The 26,323-nt window shown below is 70.4% G+C and carries 17 protein-coding genes; 2 read left to right on the forward strand and 15 right to left on the reverse strand.

Annotated features, from left to right (window positions below; translation table 11 throughout):
• Positions 1 to 1,275: FtsK/SpoIIIE domain-containing protein (locus tag TR49_RS36095; RefSeq protein WP_268874153.1), on the forward strand; the 1,275-nt coding region annotated here is incomplete at its 5' end.
• Between the two features lie 249 nt (positions 1,276 to 1,524).
• Here TR49_RS36095 and TR49_RS36100 read toward each other — a convergent pair.
• The 10 genes from TR49_RS36100 to TR49_RS36145 form a co-directional block, all read right to left on the reverse strand.
• Complete coding sequence (locus TR49_RS36100; protein ID WP_042389903.1) at positions 1,525 to 2,616, reverse strand: ABC transporter substrate-binding protein; 1,092 nt, start codon at positions 2,614 to 2,616, stop codon at positions 1,525 to 1,527.
• 40 nt (positions 2,617 to 2,656) lie between these two features.
• A complete protein-coding gene (locus TR49_RS36105) occupies positions 2,657 to 3,541 on the reverse strand; it encodes an ABC transporter permease (RefSeq protein ID WP_042389906.1) in 885 nt (294 codons plus the stop codon).
• Positions 3,538 to 4,374 carry an ABC transporter ATP-binding protein gene (locus TR49_RS36110; RefSeq protein WP_042389908.1) on the reverse strand — a complete coding sequence of 279 codons (837 nt, stop codon included), beginning with the start codon at positions 4,372 to 4,374 and terminating at the stop codon, positions 3,538 to 3,540. The genes TR49_RS36105 and TR49_RS36110 overlap by 4 nt, the downstream gene beginning before the upstream one ends.
• A gap of 125 nt (positions 4,375 to 4,499) precedes the next feature.
• Positions 4,500 to 5,459 (reverse strand): carbohydrate ABC transporter permease, encoded by a 960-nt coding sequence (locus TR49_RS36115; RefSeq protein WP_042389910.1) that lies wholly within the window; start codon positions 5,457 to 5,459, stop codon positions 4,500 to 4,502.
• A complete protein-coding gene (locus TR49_RS36120) occupies positions 5,459 to 6,433 on the reverse strand; it encodes a carbohydrate ABC transporter permease (protein ID WP_042389912.1) in 975 nt (324 codons plus the stop codon). Before TR49_RS36120 ends, TR49_RS36115 begins: the two co-directional genes overlap by 1 nt.
• A 144-nt stretch (positions 6,434 to 6,577) precedes the next feature.
• Positions 6,578 to 7,945 carry an ABC transporter substrate-binding protein gene (locus tag TR49_RS36125; protein ID WP_042389914.1) on the reverse strand — a complete coding sequence of 456 codons (1,368 nt, stop codon included), beginning with the start codon at positions 7,943 to 7,945 and terminating at the stop codon, positions 6,578 to 6,580.
• A gap of 242 nt (positions 7,946 to 8,187) precedes the next feature.
• Entirely contained in the window at positions 8,188 to 13,074 is a 4,887-nt protein-coding gene (locus TR49_RS36130) for an NAD-glutamate dehydrogenase (RefSeq protein WP_042389916.1), read from the reverse strand.
• A gap of 271 nt (positions 13,075 to 13,345) precedes the next feature.
• Positions 13,346 to 14,974 carry an L-glutamate gamma-semialdehyde dehydrogenase gene (gene pruA / locus TR49_RS36135; RefSeq protein ID WP_042389918.1) on the reverse strand — a complete coding sequence of 543 codons (1,629 nt, stop codon included), beginning with the start codon at positions 14,972 to 14,974 and terminating at the stop codon, positions 13,346 to 13,348.
• A 16-nt stretch (positions 14,975 to 14,990) separates the two neighbouring features.
• Positions 14,991 to 15,641, reverse strand: coding sequence for an HAD family hydrolase (locus TR49_RS36140; RefSeq protein ID WP_042389927.1), 651 nt, complete (start codon positions 15,639 to 15,641; stop codon positions 14,991 to 14,993).
• A gap of 30 nt (positions 15,642 to 15,671) precedes the next feature.
• Positions 15,672 to 16,187, reverse strand: a complete 516-nt coding sequence (locus TR49_RS36145) for a DUF6912 family protein (protein ID WP_042389929.1) — start codon at positions 16,185 to 16,187, stop codon at positions 15,672 to 15,674.
• Between the two features lie 222 nt (positions 16,188 to 16,409).
• Here TR49_RS36145 and TR49_RS36150 point away from each other — a divergent pair, with 222 nt between their 5' ends.
• Positions 16,410 to 16,823 carry an Rv3235 family protein gene (locus tag TR49_RS36150; RefSeq protein ID WP_052434926.1) on the forward strand — a complete coding sequence of 138 codons (414 nt, stop codon included), beginning with the start codon at positions 16,410 to 16,412 and terminating at the stop codon, positions 16,821 to 16,823.
• Positions 16,824 to 16,869: 46 nt separating this feature from the next.
• Here the strand turns inward: TR49_RS36150 and secA are convergent, their stop codons facing one another.
• From secA to TR49_RS36175, 5 genes are all read right to left on the reverse strand, one after another.
• Positions 16,870 to 19,605, reverse strand: a complete 2,736-nt coding sequence (secA, locus tag TR49_RS36155; protein WP_042389931.1) for a preprotein translocase subunit SecA — start codon at positions 19,603 to 19,605, stop codon at positions 16,870 to 16,872.
• A 205-nt stretch (positions 19,606 to 19,810) separates the two neighbouring features.
• The gene (locus tag TR49_RS36160; protein ID WP_052434927.1) at positions 19,811 to 20,659 is read right to left on the reverse strand and encodes an endo alpha-1,4 polygalactosaminidase; all 849 of its coding nucleotides are present in this window, start codon (positions 20,657 to 20,659) and stop codon (positions 19,811 to 19,813) included.
• A gap of 35 nt (positions 20,660 to 20,694) precedes the next feature.
• Positions 20,695 to 22,137 (reverse strand): hypothetical protein, encoded by a 1,443-nt coding sequence (locus tag TR49_RS36165; protein ID WP_052434928.1) that lies wholly within the window; start codon positions 22,135 to 22,137, stop codon positions 20,695 to 20,697.
• Entirely contained in the window at positions 22,134 to 23,822 is a 1,689-nt protein-coding gene (gene pelF, locus TR49_RS36170) for a GT4 family glycosyltransferase PelF (protein ID WP_063770258.1), read from the reverse strand. The genes TR49_RS36165 and pelF overlap by 4 nt, the downstream gene beginning before the upstream one ends.
• A gap of 150 nt (positions 23,823 to 23,972) precedes the next feature.
• A complete protein-coding gene (locus TR49_RS36175) occupies positions 23,973 to 26,189 on the reverse strand; it encodes a hypothetical protein (protein WP_042389933.1) in 2,217 nt (738 codons plus the stop codon).
• Positions 26,190 to 26,323 lie beyond the last annotated feature (134 nt).

Below are 26,323 nucleotides of genomic sequence, written 5' to 3' on the forward strand. Positions count from 1 at the left end.
GGTCGGCCGCTGCTCGACATAGGGCGGCCGCTGCCGGGCGGCGCGCCGCGCGCCGCGGGGCAGCACCGCGCGGCGCCGGAGCGGGAGCTGGTCACCGGGGTCGCCCTCGACGCCGTGGGCGCGGCCTGGGCCGGCCGCCTCTCCCGCGCCCTCGCGCCGCTGCGCGAGCCCGACGCCGCGCGTCGGGGCAGCGGCCGCACCGCACTGCCGGAGGCCGCCCGCCTGCTCGACCTGCTCGGCCTCGACCTGGTCACCCCGGCCAAGATCTCCGCCCGCTGGGCCGAACTGCGCATCGGCTCCGGCGAGATCGCCACCGCGACGGTCGGCGTCACCCGCGAAGGCAGCTGTGCGCTCGACCTGACGGACCATCTCCTCGTCGGCGGTGCACCGCAGTCCGGCCGTACCGAGCTGCTGCGCTCGCTGCTGGCGGCCCTTGCGGTCGCCGAGCGCCCCGACCGCCTGGGGCTGCTGCTGATCGAGGGCCGTCCGCCCGCGGATCCGGCCCGGGGGCTCGCCCCCGCGGTCGAGCTCCCCCATGTGGTCGGCCACGTGGCGACCACCGACGGCCCCGCGCTGCGCGAGGCCGCCCGCGCCCTGAGCGCCGAACTCGATCGTCGTGCGGCGCTGTTGGAGGGGCGCAGCTTCGCGGCGTGGCATGCGGAGCGGGCGCTCTCGCGGCTCGCGCCGCCGCGGCGTCCCGCCGACGACTACCCGAACGCCGTGCCCGCGCCCGGCCCGGTCGCCGTCGAGGCGGATCCGCTGCCGCACCTGGTCGTCGCGGTCGACGACTGGGACGCCCTGGTCGGCACGCCGCTGGCGCACGTCCTCGAGGACGCGGCCCTGCGTGGCCCCCGCCTGGGCGTCCGTCTGGCCGTCACCACCGCGTCCCCGGAGCACACCGCCGGCACGGCGGTGGACGAGGCGGCTCAGCTGCGCATCGCCCTGCGGGTCGCCTCCCCCACCGCCTCCGCGCTGCTGATCCACGTCGACGACGCGGCCTCCCTCGCCGAGGACAGCCCCGGCCGGGGCCTGCTGCGGCACCCCGACGGCGGCGTGACACCGTTGCAGACGGCCCGCGTCACGGGCCGGATCCCGCGGACCGCGACGCTGCGGCCGACGGTGACGCCGCTGGACTGGTCCGCGCTGGGCGAGCCTCCGGCGTCCCGCACCGTGCGGGAGCTGGGCAACGGGCCGACGGACCTGGCCTTGCTGGCGAGCGCGCTACAACGGGCGGCCGAGTCGCTGGGCGCGCCGCCCGTGCCGCGCCTGGTGTAGCGCTGCGCGCTCGACGGCCGACCGCCCACAGCTGCTCGGTCACGGGGTGGCCGGTGTCGACGTCGGTGGCCACCCGGCTGAGCCCCTCCCAGGGCAGGACGCGGAACCGTCCACTGATGGGCCCCCTCGACGGTCCCTTCGCCCCTCCGCCGGTGCACCTGAGCCGGTGCCCGTGCTCGCGAGCGCGCCGGGCGTCCGTCCGGTGGGGACGGACGCCCGGCGCGAGGACCGCGAACGCGAGGCGCCGGCTCAGCCGTTGGCGCCGGCCGGGGTGGTGGTCGTGGTGAAGCCCTCCAGCTTGTTCGCCGCCATGACGAACTCGTTGGTGAAGGTGGTGCCGAGGTTCACCGAGGAAGTCGCGTTGCCCGCCAGCTCCTCCGTCGCCAGGGAGGTCTTCGGGCCGCCGGACGGCATGATGCCGTCGGGCAGGAACTGGCCCTTGTCCTGCGTCAGCGCGGCGACGTAGTCGGCCTTGGTCACCAGGGCGTTGGAGACGAACGCCGGGGGCAGGTTGTTCGCGATGTCGGCCGCGGAGTGGGTGTTGATCCAGTGCATGGTCGCCACCAGCGCGTCGACGACCTTCTGCGCCGCGTCCTTGTGGGAGTTCACCCAGTCGGTGCGGGCCAGCACGCCGGCCGCCGGCCACATGCCGCCCAGGGCGCCGCTCGCGCCGGTCGTGGTGGCGAGGTCGATCGCCGAGTAGGCGATGTTCTTCTTCTCCAGCGCCGCGACCGTCGGCTGGGTGGTGATGGCGCAGTCGGCCTTGTGGTTCTGCAGCGCGGCGACCACGGTCGAGCCCGCGCCGACGCCGATGCGGGTGAAGTCGCCGGTCTTCAACCCCTTCTGCGCCGCCAGGAACTTGACCAGGGTGTCCGTGCCCGAGCCCAGGTCGGTGACGCCTATGGTCTTGCCCTTGAAGTCCGCCGCGGAGTGCACGCCGCTGCCGTTCGCGCACATGATGCGCTCGCCGGGGGCGCCGGACAGCTGCACGATGTCCTCGACGGCCTTGCCCTTCACCTGGAAGTCGATGGTGTGGTTGTACCAGGCGCCGGCCATGTCGACCTGACCGGAGGCCATCGCGTCCTCGGCGCCGATGCCACCGTCGAGTTCGGTGGAGAGGACGACGTTGACGCCGTACTTCTTGTAGAAGCCGAGGTTCTGGGCGAGCTGGTACGGCAGGTAGATCTGCTTGTCGATGCCGCCGACCATCAGTCTGACCGTGGGAACGCCGCCTCCGGCGGAGCCGGAGCCGCCCGAGGAGCCGGAGGAGGAGCACGCGGTGGCGGCACCGAGCGTGGCCAGGGCGAGGGCGGAGGCGATGACCGCGGAACGCTTGAACATGGGAAGCCACTTGCCTTTCGAGGGTGGGGGTGAGGATGCGTCAGATGGCGTTGGAGGCCTCGGAGGGGGCGGCGGGCCGCCAGGAGAGCAGCCAGTGCTCCAGCTTTCCGATCAGCCACTCGGCGACGAGCACCAGCGCGGAGATGAGGAACATGGCCGCGAACACCGTGTTCGGGTCGAACTGGTTCTGCGCGTTCTTGATGATCAGACCGAGCCCCTGCTGGGCCCCGAGCACCTCGCCGACCAGCGCGCCGACGATGGCGAAGCCGAACGCGCTGTGCAGGCTGGCGATGATCCAGGTCAGCGCGGAGGGGACGATGACGTGCCGGGTGACCTGCAGTCGCGAGGCGCCGAGCACCTTGGCGTTGGCGAGGATGTTGCGGTCCACCTCGCGAACGCCCTGGAAGGCGTTGAAGAAGACGACGAAGAAGACCAGCACGGCCGCGAGAAGGATCTTGGGCAGCGTTCCGATGCCGAAGGCGACAATGAAGATCGAGCCCAGGACGATGCGCGGAATCGCGTTCACGATCTTGATGTACGGACCGAGCACGTCGGCGAGGAAGCGGCTCTGCCCCAGCGCGACACCCACGATGACGCCCGCCACCGCGCCGATGGCGAAGCCGATCAGCGCCTCCTGCATGGTGACCCAGATGTTGGCGTAGATCGAGCCGAACTCGGTTCCGTTCCGGAACAGGTTGATCAGGCTCTTCCAGATGCCGGAGGGCTGCCCGTAGAAGAACGCGTCGATCAGGTTCGCCCGGGCGGCGAGCTCCCATCCGCCGAGGACGACGACGGCGAAACCGACCCGGGCCGCCCAGACCGCTCCCCTTCGACGCAGGACGGCGCGCCTCGCAGCCTTGGCCGCGTCCGGTTGCGCCCGGTCGTTGGCGACGGTGTCCAGGGTGGTGGAGGATGCGGTGCTCATGCTGCCTTGCCTTCCGTGACGGGACCACCGGCGGTGCGCGCGTAGGCGCGCTCGACCTCCTCGCGCAGGGTGTCCCAGATCTGGTGCTGCAGTTCGAGGAAGCGGGGCTCGAAGCGGATCTCCTGGACGGAGCCGCGGGGCCGTGGCAGGTCGATGTCGTAGACCGCCTTGACCGTGCCGGGGCTGGAGGTCATCACGACGACCCTGTCGGCGAGCGCGACGGCCTCGTCCAGGTCGTGGGTGATGAAGAGGACCGCGGGGCGGCTCTGCTCCCACAGGCCCAGCAGCTCGTTCGACATGATCGCCTTGGTCTGCACGTCCAGGGCGCCGAACGGCTCGTCCATCATCAGGATCTTCGGCTCGTTGATGAGCGCGGCGGCCATGGCGACGCGCTTGCGCATCCCGCCCGAGAGCTGGTGCGGGTAGCGGTCCTCGAAGCCGGCCAGGCCGACCCGGCGCAGCCAGTCCCGGGCGCGGGCCTGCGCCTCGGCCTTGCCCGCGCCCTTGAACACCGGCCCGAGGGCGACGTTCGCCAGCACCGTCTTCCAGGGCAGCAGCGCGTCCGCCTGGAACATGAAGCTGACGCCGTCGGTGATGCCGTCGACGACCTTGCCGCCGACCTTGACCGTGCCCTCGCTGGGCCGGTCCAGCCCGGAGACCATGCCGAGGGTCGTCGACTTGCCGCAGCCGGTCGGTCCGACGACCGCGCAGAACTGGCCGGGCTCGACGGTGAACGACACGTCCGAAATCGCGGTGAAGACCTCACCGCCCGGCGTCAGAAAGCGCTTGGTGACGCTTTCGATCTCGATTCGGCCATTGTTCGCATCGGCCATGGGACCCGCTCCTTCCAAAACCCCGGTTCGAGGTATTCAGAAGGTAGGAGCGGGTCCCGTGTGGCGTCTCCGTTTGCCTTGTTGTCAGTTGTTAGCCGCGTAATCGGCCGTTCTGCTCCTTCTGCTCAGCCCTTCACCGAACCGGCGAGCAGGCCCCGGACGAAATAGCGCTGGAGCGAGAAGAAGACGATGAGCGGGATCACCACGGAGACGAAGGCGCCCGCGGTCAGGATCTCCCAGTGGTCGCCGAAGGAACCGGACAGCTGCGCCAGACGCGAGGGCATCGGCGCCGACTCCGGCGCACCGCCGGTGAAGGTGAGGCCGACCAGCAGGTCGTTCCACACCCACAGGAACTGGAAGATGGCGAAGGAGGCCAGCGCCGGCGTCGCCAGGGGCAGCACCACGGACCGGAACACCCGGAAATGGCTGGCGCCGTCCACACGCGCGGCCTCGATGAGGTCGCGGGGCAGTTGCGCGATGAAGTTGTGCAGCAGGAAGACGGCGAGCGGCATCGCGAACATCGTGTGGGCGATCCACACCGGCGCGTAGGAGCCGCCCATGCCGACCGCCGGGAAAATGGTCAGCCCGCCGATGTGCGCGCCGCCGGAGAAGAGTTGGAGCAGCGGCACGAGCGCCATCTGGAGCGGCACGACCTGGAGCGCGAAGAAGACGAAGAAAATCGTGTCGCTGCCCTTGAACGGAATCCAGGCCAGCACGTAGGCGGCCATCGACGCGAGCACGATCGGGAAGATCGTCGCCGGGACGGTGATGGCGATCGAGTTCACCAGGTACGGCATCAGCCCGTCGCTGACGCCGAACCCGCCGTTGAACAGCACGTCGTGGTAGTTCGCCAGGGTCAGGTGCGGATGCGCGAAGAAGTCCCACCAGCCCGTCTGCGCGACGTCCTGCTGCGGCCGGAGCGAGGTGATCAGCAGGCCGAGCGAGGGCACCGTCCAGACCACCGTGACGAGCAGCACGGCGACGGTCGACAGGGGGCTGCTGAGCGCGCGGCGCACGCCGGTGCGCGTCGGCGCGGCACGGGCCGGCTCCGGGCTCTTCCGCTCCGTGGGCGTGAGCGTGGCCATCAGCGGACCTCCCGTTCCCTGCGCAGCATCGCGACGTTGTAGGCGACCAGCGGCACCACCGCCAGGAAGAGCAGGACGGCGAGCGCACCGGCCCGGCCGTTGTTGAACTCGGTGAACGCCTGCGAGTACATCTCGTTGGCGAGCACCTGCGTGCCGAAGTTGCCGCCGGTCATGGTCCGGATGATGTCGAACAGCTTGAGCGTCGTGATCATCACCGTGGTCAGCACGACGATGATGGTGCTGCGGATCATCGGGATGGTGACGTTGGCGAACAGCCGCCACCCCTGGGCGCCGTCGAGCACGGCCGCCTCGGTGACGTCCTCCGGAATCGCCTTGATCGCCGCGGACAGCACCACCATGGCGAACCCGGTCTGCACCCAGATCATGATGATCATCAGCAGGAAGTTGTTCAGCGGGTGCGACAGGATCCAGTTCGGCGGGTTGTGCCAGCCGAGCCACATGCATATCTGGGAGAGCAGACCGATCTGCGGCTGGGAGGGGTCGCGGTAGGCGTAGACGAACTTCCAGATGATGCTCGCGCCGACGAAGGAGATGGCCATCGGCATGAAGATCAGCGACTTGTAGACCGCCTGCCCGCGCAGGCGGTCCACGAGCAGTGCGAGCACCAGCCCGAGCGCCGTCGTCAGGATCGGGGCGATGACGATCCACAGGAGGGTGTTGAGCAGCACCTGGTGGATGTCGGAGTTGCCGAAGGCCCAGGTGTAGTTGCCGCCGCCGAGGAACTTGGTGCTGTCCTCGTTGAAGAGCGACAGGTAGATGGTGCGCACCGCCGGGACGACGATCCCGACGAGCAGCAGGAGTACGGCAGGTCCGAGCAGCAGCAGGATCGCCAGCCTCCGCGAGAGCCGCCCCCGCGCGAACCCGGCCAGGTAGAACAGCAGGAGCAGCACGCCGAGGAAGCCGGCGACGGCACCGAACATGTTCCCGAGCTTGATCGAAGTATCGCCCCACATAAGCCTTCTGCTCCTTCCTGCAGGTGCGCACCCAGCGGCGCGAGGAACTGCGCGGGCAACCACCGGCGTGCGGATGGCCCTGTCCGCTCGGCCTGCCACGTCGGTGGGTGGCTTGTCGCGCAGTTCCTCGCGCCCCTGAAGTGGCTACTGCGGCCAGGCGGCGTCGATGTCGGACGCGGTCTTCTGCACGGACTGGTTCTGCGCGAACCACGCCGTGAAGGACTTCCACTCCTGGCCCGCGCCGATCGCGGCCGGCATCATGTCGGACGCGTCGAAGCGGAAGGTCGCCGAGGGGTCGGTCAGGTACTTCGCCGAGAGCTGGTCGATCGGGTCGGTGTAGATGGACGGGTCCACGCCCTCGTTCGCCGAGACCCAGCCGGGCGCCTGCTTGATGCGGCTCTCCGCCCACTCCGTCGTCGACAGGTAGTTCTGCACGGCCTGCACCTCGGGCCGGCTGCTGAACGCCGCGACGAACTCGCCGCCGCCCTCGACCGGGGTCGGGATGGACGGGTTCACCGAGGGGAGCTTGAAGGCCCAGATGTCGCCGTTCGGGCCGACCTTCGTGCCCTTGGGCCACTGCGCCTCGTAGAAGGAGGCCTGCTGGAGCATCGAGCACTTGCCGGTGAGGATCGGCGCACCCGCGTCCTGGAAGGTCGTCGAGGCGATCGACTGGACGTTGCCGATGCCGCCGTTGACCCAGGCGGGGTTGTGCATCCAGTTCTGCACGATGTTCATCGCGTCGATGATCTGCGGGTCGGAGAACTTGATCTGGTGGCTGACCCACTTGTCGTAGACGTCGCCGCCGTACTTGCCGAGGACGACCTCCTCCAGCCAGTCCGTCGCCGGCCAGCCCGTCGCCGTGCCGGAGCCGATGCCGCCGCACCAGGGCTTGTTCTTGCCCGCCTTGGCGATCTTGTCACTCAGCGCCATCAGGTCGGACCAGGTGGTCGGCACGGTGTACCCGGCCGCGGCGAAGGCCTTCGGCGAGTACCACACCAGCGACTTCATGTTGGCGCTCATCGGGGCCGCGTAGAAGGTGCCGTCCACCGACCCGTAGGACTTCCAGATCGGGGCCCACTTGTTCTCGTTCGCGACCGTCTGCGCCGGCGGCTTGACCACCTTGCCGGTCTTCACCATCTGCTGGAGCAGACCCGGCTGCGGGATGATCGCCAGATCCGGCGCGTTGCCGCCGCTGACGCGGACCGGGAGCTGGGACTCGAAGTCGTTCGAGCCCACGTACGAGATCTTGATCCCGGTGCACTGGCTGAACTTGGCCCAGGAACGCTCGAGCGCGTCCGACTCCGGGCTGAGGATCGAGGCGAACATGGTGACCGTCGTGCCCGAGTGGCCCGCGTAGGCCTGGAAGGGAGCGCAGTCACCGGTCAGAGTGGGCGTGGCGGAGGCCGAACCTCCACTGTTGCTGGAGGAGTTCGAACAGCCCGCGAGCAGGGTGAGCGCGGCGGCCGCCGCCACTGCGAGCGCGCGGCGTCCGGACGGGGTGGTTCCTTGCATTGCGTGCCTCCAAGAGGGTGGACCGGGTGCGCGCCGTGCAGTGAGAGCCGTGCAGTTGAGCCGTGCTGTGCCATGGTCGTGCAAGGTCTTGCAGAGACAGGACCATAACCTGATGGCAACTTGAGGCCAAGGGGTCGTGCTGCATTCAGATCTTGACTGCAACCAGATTGTGGCCGCACTCAAGCCGAGGGGCCCACGGCTGTCGCCGTGAGCCCCTCGAACGTGTTACGTCAGCCGATCACTCAGCGCATCGACCCGGTCCGCAGCAGCGTGCGGATGACCCGCATCGCGACGCTGAGGTTGGCCAGGTCGTACGACTCCGACGTCCTTATGTCGTCGAGCGTGGTCTTGGCCCGGTTGACCAGGGTCGCGTTGGCCTCGGCCCAGGCCTGGAACCGCTGCTCCGGCGTCGCACCCGGCTCGCCGTGACCCAGCAGGTCCGCGGTGAGCGTGGCGTGGGCCGCGAAGAGGTCCTCGCGGATCGCCGCGCGGGCCATCGACTGCCAGCGGTCCGTACGCGGCAGCTCGATGATCCGGTCCAGCAGCTCGGTGATCTGCAGACGCGAGCCGAGGTCGTAGTAGACCTCCGCGACGTCCAGCACGTCGGCGCCGTCCCGGTCCGCCACCTCGATGATGTCGAGTGACGGGAAGACCGACGACATGCCGGCGCACTTGACCGCCAGCTCCTCCGGCACGCCGGCCTCGAGCAGCTCGTCCCGCACCGACTGGAACCACTCCAGGTCCGAGCCGCGGACCAGCTCCGGCACCTTGCTCCAGACCAGGTTGGCCCGCTCGCGGAAGACCGCGATGGTCTCGGCGATGTCGAGCGGCTGGCGCCGGTTGTTGAGCAGCCAGCGGGTGGCGCGCTCGACCAGACGGCGCGCGTGCAGGCGCATCCGCGTCTGGATCTCGGCCGACACCTTGTTGTCCAGCGCCTCGATGGCCTGCCAGATGCCCTTGAGGTCGAAGATCGCGCGGGCCGCGGTGTGCGAGCGCACGACCTCCTCGTAGGTGGCGCCCGTCTCCTCGCGCAGACGGAAGGCGAAGGTCATGCCGCCGCGGTTGATGGTCTCGTTGACCACGACCGTGGTGATGATCTCCCGGCGCAGCGCGTGCGCGTCGATCTGGGTCTCGAACTTCTCCTGCAGCTGCGGCGGGAAGTACCGGTGCAGCTTGCCGCGCAGGTACGGGTCGTCGGGCAGGTCCGAGGCCAGGATCTCGTCGGCCAGGGTGATCTTCGTGTAGGCGAGGAGCACCGCCAGCTCGGGCTGGGTCAGGCCACGCCCGGCCGCCGCGCGCTCACGCATCTGCGGGCCGGACGGCAGGAACTCCAGCGCGCGGTTGAGGTGGCCCTCGCTCGCGAGCCTGCGCATCAGGCGCTGGTGCACGTTGACCATGCTGGGCGCCTGGGCGACCGCGTTGGCCAGCGCCACGTTCTGCGCGTAGTTGTTGGTGAGGACGTGCTCGCCGACCTCGTCGGTCATCTCGGCCAGCAGCGCGTTGCGCTGCTTGACCGTCATGTCCCCGTCGGTGACCACCTGGTTGAGCAGGATCTTGATGTTGACCTCGTGGTCCGAGGTGTCCACGCCCGCCGAGTTGTCGATGGCGTCGGTGTTGACCTTGCCGCCCTCGCCGCTGTTGCCGACGGTCGCGAACTCGATCCGGCCCAGCTGGGTCGCGCCCAGGTTGCCGCCCTCGCCGAGCACCTTGACCCGCAGCTCGCCGCCGTTGACGCGGATCGCGTCGTTGGCCTTGTCGCCGACCTCGGCGTTGTTCTCCGCCGTCGCCTTGACGTAGGTGCCGATGCCGCCGTTCCACAGCAGGTCGACCGGGGAGAGCAGGATCGCCTTCATCAGCTCGGCCGGGGTGAGCCGGGCGAAGCCCGCCTCGATGCCCAGCGCCTCGCGCATCTGCGGGGTGATGCTGATCGACTTGGCGCTGCGCGGGAAGACACCGCCACCGGCCGAGATCAGCTCGGTGTTGTAGTCCTCCCAGGAGCTGCGCGACAGGTCGAACATCCGCTTGCGCTCGGCGAAGGAGGCGGCCGCGTCCGGGTTCGGGTCCACGAAGATGTGGCGGTGGTCGAAGGCGGCCACCAGACGGATGTGCTCGCTCAGCAGCATGCCGTTGCCGAAGACGTCGCCGGACATGTCACCGACGCCGACGACGGTGAAGTCCTCGTTCTGGGTGTCGTGGCCCAGCTCGCGGAAGTGGCGCTTGACCGACTCCCACGCACCGCGGGCGGTGATGCCCATGCCCTTGTGGTCGTAGCCGGCCGAGCCGCCGGAGGCGAAGGCGTCGCCCAGCCAGAAGCCGTAGTCGCCCGCCACGCCGTTGGCGATGTCGGAGAAGGTCGCGGTGCCCTTGTCGGCGGCGACGACCAGGTAGGTGTCGTCACCGTCGTGGCGGACCACGTCCTTGGGCGGCACGACCTCGCCGGCGACCAGGTTGTCGGTGATGTCGAGCAGCCCGGAGATGAAGGTCTTGTAGGACGAGATGCCCTCGTCCAGCCAGGCCTGCCGGTCCGCCTGCGGGTCCGGCAGCTGCTTGGCGAAGAAGCCGCCCTTGGAGCCGACCGGCACGATGACGGTGTTCTTCACCATCTGCGCCTTGACCAGACCGAGGATCTCGGTACGGAAGTCCTCACGGCGGTCGGACCAGCGCAGACCGCCGCGGGCGACCTTGCCGAAGCGCAGGTGCACACCCTCGACCTGCGGCGAGTAGACCCAGATCTCGTAGGCGGGGCGCGGGGCCGGCAGGTCCGGGATGGCCTGCGGGTCGAACTTCATCGACACGTAGGCGTGCGGCTCGCCGTTCTCGCCGCGCTGGAAGAAGTTGGTGCGCAGGGTGGCCCGGATCAGCGACAGGAACGAGCGCAGGATGCGGTCCTCGTCGAGGCTGACGACCTGGTCGAGCGCGAAGTCCAGCTCCTCCAGCAGGCCCTCGATCAGCTCGGCGGCGCTGTGCGTGTGCGCCGGGGAGAGCCGGGCCTCGAAGAGGTTCACCAGCAGGCGGGTGACGTGGACGTTGCCCAGGAGCGCGTCCTCCATGTAGTCCTGCGAGAAGGCCACACCGGCCTGGCGCAGGTACTTGGCGTAGGCGCGCAGCACCATGGCCTGACGCCAGGTCAGGCCGGAGCGCAGGACCAGGGAGTTGAAGCCGTCGTTCTCGGCCTTCCCGGTCCAGACGGCGGCGAAGGTCTCCTGGAAACGCTCGCGGCTCTCGTCGGTGATGGAGTCGGCGACCTCGGGGCGCAGCTTCAGGCCGAAGTCGTAGACCCAGGCGACGGTGCCGTCGGTGCGGCGCAGCTCGTAGGGGTGCTCGTCGAGCACCTCGACGCCCAGGCGGGACAGGACCGGCAGCACCTCGGTGAGGGAGACTGAGCCGCCCTCCCAGTAGATCTTGAAGCGGCGCTCGTCGGCCTCGGCGTCGACCGGCTGGTAGAGGTTCAGCCGGAAGTCGCCGGCGCCGCTGAGCGACTCCAGCTGGCGCAGGTCCGCGACGCCGGTGGCCGGGGTGAAGTCGGCGCGGTAGCCGTCGGGGAAGGCGTTGTTGTAACGGCGCGAGGCCTCGGCGGCGCGCTCCTCGCCGCACTCGCGGATCAGCACCTCGTTGAAGCCGTCCGCCCAGGAGCGGGCGGTCTCGGCCAGCTTGGCCTCCAGCCGCTCGACGTCCTGCTCGGTCAGGTGCGGCAGCTCGGTGCCGGCCGGGACGCGGATGACGAAGTGCAGACGGGCCAGGACCGACTCGGTGTTCCACGCGGTGTAGTCGATGGTGGAGCCGCCGAGCTCCTGCATCAGCAGGTCCATCAGGCGCAGCCGGACGCGGGTGGTGTAGCGGTCACGCGGCAGGTAGACCAGCGCGGAGAAGTAGCGGCCGTACTCGTCCTGACGCAGGAACAGGCGCAGCTTGCGGCGTTCCTGCAGGTACAGCACGGAGTGGGCGATGGAGAGCAGCTCGTCGACCGGCGTCTGGAAGAGCTCGTCGCGGGGGTACGTCTCCAGGATCTGGACCAGGTCGCGGCCGTCGTGGCTCTCGGCGCTGAAACCGGACTCGGCCAGCACCTCCTGCACCTTGCGCCGGGCCACCGGGACCCGGTTGACCGACTCGGTGTAGGCGGCGGCGGACAGCAGGCCGAGGAAGCGGCGCTCGCCGACGACGTTGCCCTGGGCGTCGAACTTCTTGATGCCGACGTAGTCCAGGTAGGACGGGCGGTGCACGGTGGCGCGGCTGTTGGCCTTGGTCAGCACCAGCAGCTTCTGCTCGCGGGCCTTGGCGCGGGCCGGCGCGGTCAGGCGGCCGAATGAGGAGGAGTCGCCGGCCTTCGGGTCGGAGCGCAGGATGCCGAGGCCGGTGCCGGCGACGGCGTGCAGCGCGTCCTCGCCGTCCGGGGTCTGCACCAGGTCGTACTCGCGGTAGCCGAGGAAGGTGAAGTGGTCGTCGGCGAGCCAGCGCAGCAGGTCCCAGGTCTCCGCGACCTCCTGCTCCTCGAGACCGGTCGGCGGGGTCTCGCGCAGTTCGTCGGCGAGGCGCAGCGCGGACTCGCGCATCTTGCTCCAGTCCTCGACGACCTCGCGGACGTCGCCGAGAACGCGGCGCAGGTCGGACTCGATGGCGCGCAGGTCGTCGCGGTCCGTCTCGCGGTCGATCTCGATGTGCATCCAGGACTCGACCAGCGCGTCGGCCGGACGCTTCTTGTCGCAGGCGTCCAGGTCGAGGATCTCGATGAGCTTGCCGGTGATGTCGCGGCGGACGACCATCTGCGGGTGGATCACGACGTGGATGCCGCGGTCCTGGCGGGTCAGCTCGTTGGTGACCGAGTCGACCAGGAAGGGCATGTCGTCGGTGACGATCTCCACGACCGTGTGGCCGCAGGACCAGCTGTTCTCCTCGACGGTCGGGGTGTAGACCCGGACCTCGACGGCGCCCTGCGGGCGCTTGGTGGCGAGCCGGTAGTGGGAGGCCGCCGCACCGTAGACGTCGACCGGGTCCCGGTCGAGAAGGTCCTCGGGGGCCGTGTGCAGGTAGTAGTGCTTCAGGTACGAGGCAAGGGCGCCGTTGCCGAGCGCCTCTCCCTGAGCCGCCTTGCTGAGCAGTTCGGCCTTAGCTGCGTCCAGCTGGGTCTGCATGACTATCTGGCTCCTGTCGCGCGCCGTTGCGTGACCTGGTGGGTGCGGTTGCATGGATCTGCATGGAGTTGCGCATGATCCACCGGGTCTGTCCCTATCCTCCCTCATCGCGAGGGATGGTCGGTCCGGCCCCGGTGGTTCCGGTCGAGCCTAACTTGGGTAGGAGACCGTGTCCCGGGCCGATTCGGTGCACTGCGTCAGGATCTTTGGTACCGGCTGTACGACTTGTCCAAGGGGAATCCACCCCTCCTTCACGTGGATCGAACGACCCTCACCCCATGTGCGGATACCGGTGGTCGGTCGGCGGCAGAAACGTCTCCTTGATCGAACGCGTGGACGTCCATCGCAGAAGGTTCTGCCCGGCGCCCGCCTTGTCGTTCGTCCCCGACGCCCGGCCGCCGCCGAAGGGCTGCTGGCCGACGACGGCGCCGGTCGGCTTGTCGTTGACGTAGAAGTTCCCGGCCGCGAACCGCAGCCGGTCCGTGGCCCGGGCGATCGCGGCGCGGTCCTGCGCGACGACCGCGCCGGTCAGCGCGTAGGGCGCGGTGCCGTCCACCAGGTCGAGGGTCTGCTCCCAGCGGGCGTCGTCGTAGACGTGGACCGCGAGGACCGGGCCGAACAGTTCGGTGGAGAAGATCTCCTGCCGCGGGTCGGTGCCGATGACCACGGTGGGCTCGACGAAGTAGCCGATGGCGTCGTCGCTGTGACCCCCGACGACGATGTCCAGGCTGTGCACGTCCCGGGCACGGGCGATCGCCCCGACGTTCTTGGCATAGGCGCGGTCGTCGATCAGCGCCCCCATGAAGTTGGACAGATCGGACACATCGCCGACGGGCAGGGACCGCACCTCGTCGAGGAGGTCGCCCTTCATGGCCTGCCACACGCTGCGCGGAACGTAGGCCCGGGAGGCCGCCGAGCACTTCTGCCCCTGGTACTCGAAGGCCCCGCGGATCAGCGCCGTCCGCAGCACCGCCGGATCCGCACTCGGGTGGGCGAGGACGAAGTCCTTGCCGCCGGTCTCGCCGACCAGGCGCGGATAGCTCGCGTAGCGGCCGATGTTCTGCCCCACCCGCCCCCACAGCGCCTGGAACGTCGTGGTGGAGCCGGTGAAGTGGACCCCGGCCAGGGCGGGGTGCGTCAGCGCCACCTCGGAGACGGCCCGCCCGTCCCCCGTCACCATGTTGACCACCCCGGGCGGCAGCCCCGCCGCCTCCAGCACCCGCATCAGGTACCAGGCCGAGAGCGTCTGTGTCGGCGACGGCTTCCACACCACGGTGTTGCCCATCAGCGCCGGAGCGGTCGGCAGGTTGCCCGCGATGGCCGTGAAGTTGAACGGCGTGATCGCGCAGACGAAGCCCTCCAGCGGCCGGTGGTCCATCCGGTTCCACACCCCGGGGCCGCTGACCGGCTGCTCGGCCAGGATCCGGCGGGCGAAGTGCACGTTCCAGCGCCAGAAGTCGACCAGCTCGCACGGGGCGTCGATCTCGGCCTGCTGCGCTGTCTTGGACTGCCCGAGCATCGTCGCCGCCGCGACCGTCTCCCGATACGGACCGGCCAGCAGCTCGGCGGCCTTCAGGAAGACCGCGGCCCGGTCGTCGAACGAGAGCGCACGCCAGGCCGGGGCGGCCTGCAGCGCCGCCTCCACCGCCTGCCCCACGTCCTCGGCCGTCGCGTTGCCGAGCACGCCCAGCCGCGCAGAGTGGTGGTGCGGCTGCACGACGTCGATCCGCTCGCCACCGCCCAGGCGCTGGGCGCCGCCGACCGTCATCATCAGCGGCGTGTCGGTGGCTGCGGCCAGCTCCGCCAACCGCCCCTCCAGCCGTGCCCGTTCCGGGCTGCCGGGGGCGTAGCTGTGGACCGGCTCGTTCAGCGGCTCCGGAACACTGGTGATTCCGTCCATTTCTGACATACGGTCATCATGCGACCAGCTCCTCCGCCAGGGAGACAGCCTCGGCCAGAGTGTCGGCCACCGGCACCCCGATGCGCGACAACCCGCGCCGCGAACCGGCCCCGCCGGTGTACAGCACCGACCGCACACCGGCCTCGGCGGCGGCGGCCGCGTCGTCCGGCACGTCACCGATCAGCACCGTGCGGGCCGGATCCACCGCATCCCCCAGCGCGACCAGGTGACGCACCAGGTACTGCCCCTTGCCCGACGTCCCCGAGGTGCCGTCCCGGCCGTCGACCCGGCGGAAGTGCCCGTCGATCCCGAAGCTGCGCACCAGCGGCACCAGCTCCTCGTGCCCGTACATCGACAGCAGCGACTGGGACCGCCCGGAGGCAAGCAGCTCCAGCGCCCCGGCGGCCAGCCCGCAGGAGACGCGCAGCGCGGTGTAGTGGGTGTGGAAGACGGCATCCATCCGCTCCCACTCCTGCTGCGAGGGCGTCCGCCCGATCCGGTCGGCGTAGCAGTCGATGACCGGTATCCGGTACCACTCGCGGTACTCCTCCACCGTCATCGGCGGCAGGCCGATCTCGCCGAAGGCGGCGTTGCTCGCCTCGACGACCGCGGAGATGTCGTCGAAGAGGGTGCCGTTCCAGTCCCAGACGATGTGTGGTGGATGCATGAGCAGGACGTTATCTCGCAGGTCTGACAATCACGGCAACAGCCCGGGAATCTCCTGCGTCGCGAACCAGAGCAGCTCGTGGTCCTCGGCGCCGTCCACGGTGAAGCGCGCGTCCTCGTCCCCCGCGTCGGCCGAGGGCAGCGCGAGCGCGGCGGCCGCGACGTCCTCCAGCACCTCCGCGTCGTCCGCGTCGGCGTGCACGGACGCGGCCTTCGCGAGCTGCAGCGGCTCGTTCAACCGGACCGCGCCGAGCGCGGCGGCCTCCTCGTGCTCGGCCTGCACGTTCAGCACGACCGCGCCGTCCGGCACGTCCGCCGCCACGACCACCCGCCGCCGCGGCGCGTCCGGCTCCTCGGCCAGCATCCGCAGCGAGGCCAGCGAGGCACGGACCAGCGCGGCGTACTCCAGCTCCTCGATGTCGTCGCTGAGGTACCACTCGCGCAGCGCCGGCGTCACGGCATACGCCCGCAACGGCGGCGGCGCGACGGAGCCGTCGGCATGAGCCTTGGCAAGACCGGTCAGGGTGAGGGGCACGTAGACGCGCATGCGCTCAGGATAAGGCGTCAACGCGACCCCACGACGCCGGTTGCGCAACGTCATCGATTGAGTGGCATTCCGTCGCTCTACGTGACCGGCGTCGGATGGAGTCGCTACCCATCGCCGCAGCTCAGACGGCATTTTTCACTCGGATAAGTGATTCTCCAGAGGCCACGGCGGCCCACGCGAAGATCCTTGTTCGCCACCATCTGTCACAGATACACGTCTGCCATGACGACGCACACCGGCAACGTTCGCATCGGCCGCATCCACGGTGTCGGCGCCAGGCGCAGGCCGACGCCGTGCACGACACCCCAGAACCCGCTGGCGCGCGCCTACGCGCAACGGCTGCTGGAGGTCCTCACCGGCCTGCGCCCGCAGGAACAGCTGCTGGCCTTCGCGACGGAGGACGTCTACGACCGCGTCCGGACCCTGCGGGCCCTCGGCTGCCTCCGTGCGGACGGCTGCCGCCCGCTGTTGCAGCGGGTCTTCGACTCCGCGCCCCGGCAGGACGCCCTGGAAGTCACGGCCCTGATCCGCGTGGGCGCCCGGACGGAGACCCTCGCCTTCCGGCTCGAGTGCCGCGCCCTGAGGCGCAGTCAGAACGTGACGTGGCGCTTCACCGCGCTGGAGTCACGGTGGTGAAAGTCCTCAGGGGCGCGGTTGCCCGCGCCCCTGAGGAAAGGTCCTACTACTTCTTGCGGCGACGGCCGCCCTTGGCGGCCTTGCGGCGCTCGGCGCGGGTCAGGCCGTCACCGTCCTCGGGCTCGTCCTCGAGGTCGGTGGTGATGTCGGTCTCGACGATGCCGTCGGCCGTGTCGATCGTGGGCGCCTTGTAGTGCAGGCGGTCCGGACGCTGCGGGGCGTCCAGGCCCTTCGCGCGGATCTCCGGGGCCGGCACCGCGTCCGCGACCGGGACCTCCTCCACCTGCTGCTCGACCTGGACCTCCAGGTTGAACAGGTAGGAGACGGACTCCTCCTTGATCCCGTCCATCATCGCGTTGAACATGTCGTAGCCCTCACGCTGGTACTCCACCAGCGGGTCGCGCTGCGCGAGAGCGCGCATGCCGATGCCCTCCTGGAGGTAGTCCATCTCGTAGAGGTGCTCGCGCCAGCGACGGTCCAGGACCGACAGCACGACCCGGCGCTCCAGCTCGCGCATGACCGTGTCGCCGAGCTGCTCCTCGCGCTCGACGTAGCGGGCGTGCACGTCCTCCTTGACCGCCTCGGAGAGCATGTCGGCGGTGACGCCGCTGCGGTCGCCGGCCTCGTCCTCGAGGTCCTCGATCTTGAGGGTGATCGGGTAGAGCTGGGCCCAGGCGGTCCACAGCTTGTCCCAGTCCCACTCCTCCGCGAAGCCGTCGGCCGTGGCGTCGCGGACGTACGCGTCGACGGTGTCGTCGATGAAGTGGTCGATCTGCTCGTGCAGGTCCTCGCCCTCGAGCACGCGGCGGCGCTCGCCGTAGATGACCTCGCGCTGGCGGTTGAGGACCTCGTCGTACTTGAGGACGTTCTTGCGGATCTCGAAGTTCTGCTGCTCGACCTGGGTCTGCGCGGAGGCGATGGCGCGGGTGACCATCTTCGACTCGATCGGCACGTCCTCCGGCACGTTGGCCATGGACAGGACGCGCTCGACCATGCCGGCCTTGAACAGGCGCATCAGGTCGTCGCCCAGCGACAGGTAGAAGCGGGACTCGCCCGGGTCGCCCTGACGGCCGGAACGACCGCGCAGCTGGTTGTCGATGCGGCGGGACTCGTGACGCTCGGTGCCCAGCACGTACAGGCCGCCGAGGTCCTGGACCTCCTGCTGCTCGGCCTTGACCGCGTCCTTGGCCTTGTCGAGCGCGCCGCCCCACGCGGCCTCGTACTCATCCGGGGTGTCCACCGGGGAGAGCCCGCGCTGCGCCAGCTCGGCCGCGGCCAGGTGCTCGGGGTTGCCGCCGAGCATGATGTCGGTGCCACGGCCGGCCATGTTGGTGGCCACCGTGACCGAGCCCTTGCGGCCGGCCTGCGCGACGACCTGCGCCTCGCGCTCGTGGTTCTTCGCGTTCAGCACCTCGTGCGGGACGCCGCGCTTGCGCAGCTCCTGGGAGAGGTACTCGGACTTCTCGACCGAGGTGGTGCCGACGAGGACCGGCTGGCCCTTCTCGTGGCGCACCACGATGTCGTCCACGACGGCGGCGAACTTGGCCGGCTCGGACTTGTAGATCAGGTCCGGCTGGTCGATGCGCAGCGGCGTCTTGTTGGTCGGGATCGGGACCACACCGAGCTTGTAGATCTGGTGGAACTCCGCGGCCTCGGTGGTCGCGGTACCGGTCATGCCGGAGAGCTTCTCGTAGAGGCGGAAGAAGTTCTGCAGGGTGATGGTGGCCAGAGTCTGGTTCTCGTTCTGGACCTCCACCCCCTCCTTGGCCTCGATCGCCTGGTGCATGCCCTCGTTGTAGCGACGACCGGCGAGGATACGCCCGGTGTGCTCGTCGACGATCATGACTTCGCCGTTCATCACGACGTAGTCCTTGTCCGCCTTGTAGAGCTCCTTCGCCTTGATGGCGTTGTTCAGGAACCCGACCAGCGGGGTGTTGGAGACGTCGTAGAGGTTGTCGATGCCGAGGTAGTCCTCGACACGGGTGACACCGGCCTCCAGAATGCCGACGGTGCGCTTCTTCTCGTCGACCTCGTAGTCGCGGTCGATCTTCAGGCGCTGCACCATCTTGGCGAAGTCGCCGTACCACTTGGTGGCGGAGTCGGCCGGGCCAGAGATGATCAGCGGGGTACGGGCCTCGTCGATGAGGATCGAGTCGACCTCGTCGACGACCGCGAAGTTGTGGCCGCGCTGCACCAGCTCGTCCTTCGACCACGCCATGTTGTCGCGCAGGTAGTCGAAGCCGAACTCGTTGTTGGTGCCGTACGTGATGTCGCAGCCGTACTGCTGGCGGCGCTCGGCCGGCGACATGTTCGCCAGGATGCAGCCGACTTCGAGACCGAGGAAGCGGTGGACGCGGCCCATCCACTCCGAGTCGCGCTCGGCCAGGTAGTCGTTGGTGGTGATCAGGTGCACGCCCTTGCCGGAGAGCGCGTTCAGGTAGGCCGGGAGCGTGCCGACGAGGGTCTTGCCCTCACCGGTGCGCATCTCCGCGACGTACCCGAAGTGGAGCGCCGCACCGCCCATCAGCTGCACGTCGTAGTGACGCTGGCCGAGGGTGCGCTTGGCGGCCTCGCGCACGGTGGCGAAGGCCTCGGGGAGGATGTCGTCCAGCGTCTCGCCGTCGGCCAGGCGCTCCCGGAACTCGTCGGTCAGCGCGCGGAGCTCGGCGTCCGTGAGGTTGACGAAGTCCTCTTCGATGGAGTTGACCTGGTCTGCGATCTTGGACAGCTTGCGAAGGATCTTTCCTTCGCCTGCACGCAGGATCTTGTCGAAGACGGACACGTGGGCTGGCTCCTTGCCTGGATGGACCGGGCGACTGTATCGGGCACCTTGCTCGCGGTGGTAACGAATAGGCCACCGCGAGCCCATCGTATGCGAGGAGCCCGTGCTGCCGGGAGGTCCGTCAGCACAGGGCATGGTGTCGTCCGCACGAGTGGCATTCTTTTTGCGTCGACAGCGGTCGAAATCGGACAGCGGAAATCCCGCCTCAGCAAGTCTGCCGCCATGCGTCCAGTTCCAGGTGCTTGCGGATCGCGCTGATTCCCAGGGGGCGCGTCTGCGCGCAGAACGCCGATGTCGGCACGGAGTACTCCGCGTCGAAGACGGGCTTGCCGGCCTTCACGAAAACGGTCAGCACCGCACACGCGCGCAGTTCGGCGCACTGCTCGTCCACCCCGTAGTCGAAGTCCGGCCGGAGTGCCGCAACCTGGTCGAAGTCGTTCTTCAACCCCACGGCCAGACCTCGCTCGTGGGCGAGCCGGGCGACCGCGCGGTCGAACGCGAGCTGGTCGGCGGCAACAAGCGGAAAGCCGGTGTCGTTCTCGTAGCCGTCCATGTTGTCGGGCTCGACCCCGTCGAAGCCCTTGGCGCGGCACTCGTCGAGGCGGCGGGAGAGCAGCGGCGTCAGCAGGTCGAGCCGCCGGATGTCCAGCCACCGCTCGTCGGGCCAGCCGTCGAGGGGCTTGCCGAGCAACTCCTTCGGGTACTTTCCCGCGTCCGGCCGATACGGCTCCCAGCTCCCGGCGTTGACGTAGCAGACGACCCGTCGCCCGGCGCGGTGCAACGCGGCGACCACGGAGGCTGCGTTGTCGTCGGCGTCGATGTCGTAGACGTCGGCGCGGACGGAGGTGTCGACCGGCGCGGTGAGCTGCCACTGCCAGGTCAGCCCTGCCCGCGGCCGCCACCACGAGTCGGCGGAGGCGGCGGAGGCGGCGGAACCGGAGTCGGCGGAACGGGACGCGGCGGAGGCGTGCCGCGGCACCGGTCCGCCCGCGCAGGCGGTGAGCATCGCCCCGAGCAGCGCGGCCGTGATCATCAGGGCCCGCATTCTTTTCATGTACTTCTTTCTTTTCGTCGTCACCGGTGCCGGGATCACCGGTGCCGGGTCGCGGTGGCGACGGCGAAGGCGGCGAGCGCGAAGAGTGCCGCCGCCGCGACGACGCCCACCCAGGCTTGTGCCGTTCCCGCGTCGACCTCCGCCAGCCGCGCCGCGACCAAGGCGAGCGCCGCCGCGCCCACCCCGAGCGCGGCCCGGCCGAGCAGCCCGAGGGACTGCAGCAGCTGCGCGCTCCAGATCGCCGCGGCCAGCGCCGTCAGGCTGCCCACGCCCGGCCCGGAGGCCCCCGGCCAGAACGCCTCGGCGAGCCAGGCGAGCCCGGCGACGAGCAGCAGGTAGCCACCGAGGCAGCGCAGCAGCGCGCCGACGACCAGCCCGTGGAACTCCCGCGCGGCCGCCGCCCGCCCCAGCGCCAGCTCCATCGCCCCGCGGCAACGGGCCAGGAACCACTCCGCGCCGCCCATGCTGAGGGTGAGCGCCACCGTCGTCGGCCCGATGTCGGCCAGCGTCAGCACCGCCACCGCGAGACCGAACAACCCCGCCTGCCCCGCGTCCCGCCACGCGGGCCGCTCCCGGCGCCCGGCCGCGCCGGTCCACGGGTTCGCACGGCCCGTCTCCCGCCAGCCTGCCCGGACCGTCAGCAGCAGGGACAGCAGCACGAGGATGGGACCCACCGGCCCCGGCGGACCTGGCAGGCCGACCGGCCGGGCGAGAAGGAACCAGAGCGCGCCGCACGCGACCGGCGTGAGCGGGCCGACGAGCGCGCGTTCACGGCCGAGGACCAACAGCGCGGTCGCGGAGGCGAAGTACAGCCCCTGACCGAGGGCGTACCCGACCGCCGCCGGCGGCGACCCCGACAGCGCTGCGGCGACGGCGGCCACCGGGAGGCACAGGGCCACGCCCGCCACTCCACCACGGGCCAGACACTCCGCCGCGGCGACCGGCTCTCCCCGGCCCAGCCGCACATAGCCGAGGTGGGCCACCGCCTGGCTCCAGCTCCAGCAGAACAGCAGCGCCGCCCCCGCGCACCACAACGAGCCGGGCGGCGGCCCGGCCAGCACGAACGCGAGGCCCGGCAGCGCGAAGAGGACACCCCGCAACGCGCTGCGCGACGCGGGCACGCCCCACGCGGACGCGCGGGCCGGGCGACGGGCCAGCCGCAGCTGCACCCGCTTGGGCACAGTGCCGCGCGCGGCACGCCCACCCTCCGGATGCGCCCGCCGGAACAGCTCCTCCCCCAACTCGAAGGCGTCACGTCGACCGTAGCGCTGCTGTATCTGACCGTCGCTGAGCCCCTCCGCCTCCAGCGCCGCGACCAACTCCAACGCGTGCACGGCCCCCGCCGCGACCTCGGCGAAGCGCAGCGCTATCTCCTCGGCGGGATCCTCCGCGACCGCGGACCGCGCCGCCACGCGCGGCAGCGCCGCGGGCACGGGATCCAACCGCAACCCCCGCACCAGCTCGACGAACCCGCTCACGCAGCGACCTCGTCGTCCGCGGACTGCGCCGGTCCGTCTCCCGGCAGCCCGGGCGGGCCGCCGGGGCCGGGCCCGGGGACCGGTGCCGCGTCACGCTGCCGTGGCATGCGGGCGGGCACGGACAGCGGGGCTGCGCCCGCGGCCCCGACGGGCACAGGAACAGGTAGATGCACAGGCACAGGCCGACCGAGCGGCACACCGCCCGTGCCGGTCGGGGCCTGTCCGAAGCCCGCCACCCCCCGCTGCGCCGCCGACGCACCCTCCTGCGTCAACTCCCCGTACAGGGCCCGGTACTCGGCCACCGTGCGCTCCACGGTGAACCGTTCCGTCACCCGTCGCCGCGCCGCCGCGCCCAGGCGGGCGCGCCGGCCGGGATCGCGGAGCAGGGCGAGCGTCGCGGCGGCGAGAGCCTCGGGCTCGCGGGCGGGGACGACCAGGCCCGTGTCGCCGACCGCCTCCCGAACTCCGCCGACGTCGGTGGAGACCGTCGCCCGGCCGCAGGCCATCGCCTCGATCAGGCTGAACGGGAAGCCCTCGGAGATGCTCGAGAGCAGGACCACCGAGCCCGCAGCGTAGGCGTTCCTGACCGCGTCGATGCGGCCCTCGAAGGCCACGCCCTCGCTGACCCCGAGCTCCGCCGCGAGAGCGTCGAGCCGCGCGCGGTACGCCTCTCCCCCGGCCGGCACACCGCCGAACAGGCGCAGCCGCACCCGCGGCAGCTCGGCGCGGACCAGCGCGAAGGCACGCAGCAGCGTCTCCAGATCCTTGATCGGGTCGATCCGCCCGGCCCAACTGAGCGTCAGTTCCTCGGGTTCGGGGCCGGCCACGGGGAACTGCCCAAGGTCCACGCCGTTGTAGACGGTGCGGATGCGCTGCGGGTCGCAGCCGCCGTGCTCCTCCCAGCGGCGGTTATACCGGTTGCACGGCGCGACGACGTCGGCGCAGCGGTAGCTCTCCGTGGCGAGCATCCGGTAGAAGCCGAGCAGCAGCGTCTTCACCGGGCGGCAGAACGGCGGGTTCCGAAAGCCGAGGAAGCGCTCGCGCAGATAGATGCCGTGCTCGGAGAGAAGCAGCGGCACGCCGTGGAAGCGCCGGGCGGCCAACGCCGGCAAGGCGGCGAGCCCGCCTGTGGCGACGTGGGCGACGCCGCGCGCGGGTGGCTGGACCGCGAGGGGGCGCAGCGCATGCTCCAGCAGGTCGGTGCCCTCCAGCGCGTCGCGCAGGCTGGGCCGGTCCCGGCTGGTGGGCAGGAACGGCAGCCGCCACACGCCCTGGAGCGAGCGCAGCGCGCCCTCGGTGCGCAGCGCGGCGGTCAACGAACCGCCGGTCAGCGCGAGTTCGGACAGCTGATAGAGCTCGTCGGCGAAGTGGTGCTCGAAGTCCGGGTCGAGCAGCGAGAGCAGGAAGCGCTCGTAACCGGCGAGGAAGCGCCGCAGCGCCCTCCCGCGTGGGGCGCGGCCCTGCGGCGTCGGACCCCACAACGGCACGGTGCTCACCGAGGCGACCTGCCTCGGCAGCGGCCAGACGACCGGCTCCGCACCGGAACCGGTGATCCCCAGGACGTGGAAGCGGACGTCGGGCATCCCGTGGACCAACTGGTCGCACCAGGTGCTGACACCGCCATGGATGTACGGATAAGTGCCCTCCGTCAGCAGGGTGACCTCAAGCGGTCCCGGGCTGTTCATACGGGCTCGGCCCCCTCGGGCGTTCGCGGCGGACCAGGGCCCGGGGCGTTGCGTCCCGGGCCCTGGCTCTGCCGTATGTGTGGCTGGTGAAGAAGGTGGTGCTCGACGGCTGTGTCCGTCCGTTCCTTGCCGTGCCTGCGGTGCCTGCGGCTACTCGCGCGCCTGCGGCAGGAGAGCCACGCCGGCCGGGGTGAACGGCACCTGGAGAGCCACCGAGGCGGGCTGCGCCGGCTCGGTCTGCGCCGGTGCGACCGTCGTGGCCGTGGCGGACTTCGTGCTCGGCGCGGCGGGCGCAGCGGGCGTGCCGGCGGAGTTCAGTGTCAGGGTGACCGCGCTCTGCAACAGCTTGGGCGTCAGCCAGCCGGAGAGCTCGCCCGCGTACGCGGTGCCCGCCGCCGTCGAGCCGAGGCCGAGCAGGCCCGGCTGGACCGTCCCGTTCGGCATGGTCACCGGGACCTGCACCCCCGACGGGGCCTGCACGGTGACGGTGCCGCCCACGCGGTAGGCCGTGACCTTGCCCGCGGAAACCGCCGACTGCCAGGCCGAGCGCTGCTGCAGCTCGGCGCCGATCGCGGACTCGCGCAGGTTGACGATCGGGGCGTTGCCCGCCATCAGCTGGCCGTAGGTGGCGAACAGGGTGTCCAGCACCGGGTAGAGGATGCGGTCCTCGGCGAGGTTGGACTGGTGGGCGTAGTGCGGGTCGGGGTTGTCGCCGAGGATGTGCCCCATGTCGATCCGGGCCTCCAACGGCACGATGTAGCTGCTGTAGCCCGTCGACTCGTCCAGCGGGGCGGGCAGGCAGGTGGTCGTCGCCGGGTTGGCGGTGCAGGTGCCGCTGCCGCCCTGGGCGGTGGAGGTGTAGAGCCAGTTGTACTCGTCCACCTCGTCGGCGACCTTGCCGGCGTTGTAGTAGACGTTCATCGGGAAGCGCGGCACGGTGAGGGCGTTGCCGACGGCCCGCTGGTCGGGCTCGCGGGAGTGGTCACTGCCTGTCCACTTCACGCCCTCGGCGTTCAGCGCCGGGGCGAGGCCGGGGTTGTCGACAGGCTGCTGCGGCAGCGTCTTCAGGCCCGAGTGCTCCCCGGTGACCAGCTCGGTCCGGTCGATGGAGAGCCCGTGCTGGGCGGCCCAGGCGACGTTCTGGCTGATCGCGTTATCGATGGTCTGCTGGTCGACCCAGGAGACGTTGCCCTTCGCGTCCGTGGTGCAGGACCACGGGACCGTCGTGGTGTTCTGCACGCAGCCCAGGAACGGGTGGTCGTAGGTGTGGTTCACCCAGCGGAACGAGGACTTGTTCTGCAGCAGCGCGTCCGTGAGCGGGTCGTCGACCTTGCCGTTCTGGGTCGCGTCGTCGCTGCCGCCCCCGTTGAAGAGGAAGTCGAAGGTGAAGTTGTGCGCCTGCTCCCACTGCACGGCGTAGCCGACGTCGGCCGGGGTCATCCGGATCTCGGAGGCCGCCGGAGTGCCCTGGCAGGCGGAGGCAGCGTCGCCGGGAGTGCACTTGGCCGTGGAGCTCCACCGGTCGTCCGGCAGCAGGACGTCGTCGACGTGCATCGAGAAGTAGTTGCGGTCGAAGCCGAGGTGGATGCCCTGGGTCATCCAGTCGACGATGCCGCGGGCCAGCAGCCGGTACTGCTGCTGGTACTGGTTGTAGTCGAAGGTGAGCACCAGCTCGGAGACGCCGCTGTGGTCGTACTCCCCGGCCAGCACGCCCTGGGCGCCGCTGCCGCCCGGGATCGGCATGGTGACCAGCGGCGTGAACGACGCCCCGGCCGCCTGCGTGGCCAGCGGCGTGGCCAGATAGCCGTAGCTTTCCGTCACGTTCGGGTCGTTGTCCTCGAAGGGGACGCCGCCCTTCAGGTAGTCGAAGGCGCCACCGAGCCCGGCACCGGTGACGGTGCCCTGCATGCCGTCGAGCGCCCCGATGTAACCGGGGTTCGCGGCCCAGTTGAGGCCGACGGCCGGCTGGGCGTAGGTGTACGCGTCGACCTGGCGCACGCCGAACTGGGCCTCGTAGCTCTGCAGTGCGGCCATCTCGGCCGAACCGGCGGGGAAAGGCGCGTTGTTGGGCAGCACGACGGCCTGGTACCGCGCCTCCGCCCGGCCGGAGCCGTCGGTGCCGCTGAGGAACGCGGCGTTGATCACCGGGCGGCTCGCGTCGCCCAGGCTCACCCGCGTGTAGGGCGTGCCGGTGAGATCGAGCTCGTTGACGATCGCGGCCACGGACGGGCCTCCGTCATCGACCACGAGCACCTTGAGGTCGATCCGCTGCGTGCCGCTCGCGGCCTGCGCCCCGGCCACAGGCGTCATGCACGCCAGCAGCCCCGCCGCGACGAACGCGGCGGCCCATCGGGTCCTGCGACCCATGTCGTCCCCTCCCGGGCGCGCGCAGGAGTGACCGCGCACGCCGAAGCATCAGAGAAAGTGATCAGAAGAAATGCGGAATCCCCGTAAGCCCCCACAGGCAGCTCGATCCGCTGCGTGAACAGGCTAGGAGCGGG

The sequence above is a fragment of the Streptacidiphilus melanogenes genome, from assembly GCF_000787835.1.
GTDB classification, from domain to species: domain Bacteria; phylum Actinomycetota; class Actinomycetes; order Streptomycetales; family Streptomycetaceae; genus Streptacidiphilus; species Streptacidiphilus melanogenes.

Coding starts and splice junctions, on each gene's coding strand:
- pelF (WP_063770258.1), bottom strand. CDS start 23,822: ATGAACAGCCCGGGACCGCTTGAGGTCACCCTGCTGACGGAGGGCACT.
- TR49_RS36125 (WP_042389914.1), bottom strand. CDS start 7,945: ATGCAAGGAACCACCCCGTCCGGACGCCGCGCGCTCGCAGTGGCGGCG.
- TR49_RS36175 (WP_042389933.1), bottom strand. CDS start 26,189: ATGGGTCGCAGGACCCGATGGGCCGCCGCGTTCGTCGCGGCGGGGCTG.
- TR49_RS36150 (WP_052434926.1), top strand. CDS start 16,410: ATGACGACGCACACCGGCAACGTTCGCATCGGCCGCATCCACGGTGTC.
- TR49_RS36115 (WP_042389910.1), bottom strand. CDS start 5,459: ATGGCCACGCTCACGCCCACGGAGCGGAAGAGCCCGGAGCCGGCCCGT.
- TR49_RS36140 (WP_042389927.1), bottom strand. CDS start 15,641: ATGCATCCACCACACATCGTCTGGGACTGGAACGGCACCCTCTTCGAC.
- TR49_RS36120 (WP_042389912.1), bottom strand. CDS start 6,433: ATGTGGGGCGATACTTCGATCAAGCTCGGGAACATGTTCGGTGCCGTC.
- TR49_RS36130 (WP_042389916.1), bottom strand. CDS start 13,074: ATGCAGACCCAGCTGGACGCAGCTAAGGCCGAACTGCTCAGCAAGGCG.
- TR49_RS36105 (WP_042389906.1), bottom strand. CDS start 3,541: ATGAGCACCGCATCCTCCACCACCCTGGACACCGTCGCCAACGACCGG.
- TR49_RS36145 (WP_042389929.1), bottom strand. CDS start 16,187: ATGCGCGTCTACGTGCCCCTCACCCTGACCGGTCTTGCCAAGGCTCAT.
- pruA (WP_042389918.1), bottom strand. CDS start 14,974: ATGGACGGAATCACCAGTGTTCCGGAGCCGCTGAACGAGCCGGTCCAC.
- TR49_RS36100 (WP_042389903.1), bottom strand. CDS start 2,616: ATGTTCAAGCGTTCCGCGGTCATCGCCTCCGCCCTCGCCCTGGCCACG.
- TR49_RS36110 (WP_042389908.1), bottom strand. CDS start 4,374: ATGGCCGATGCGAACAATGGCCGAATCGAGATCGAAAGCGTCACCAAG.
- TR49_RS36160 (WP_052434927.1), bottom strand. CDS start 20,659: ATGAAAAGAATGCGGGCCCTGATGATCACGGCCGCGCTGCTCGGGGCG.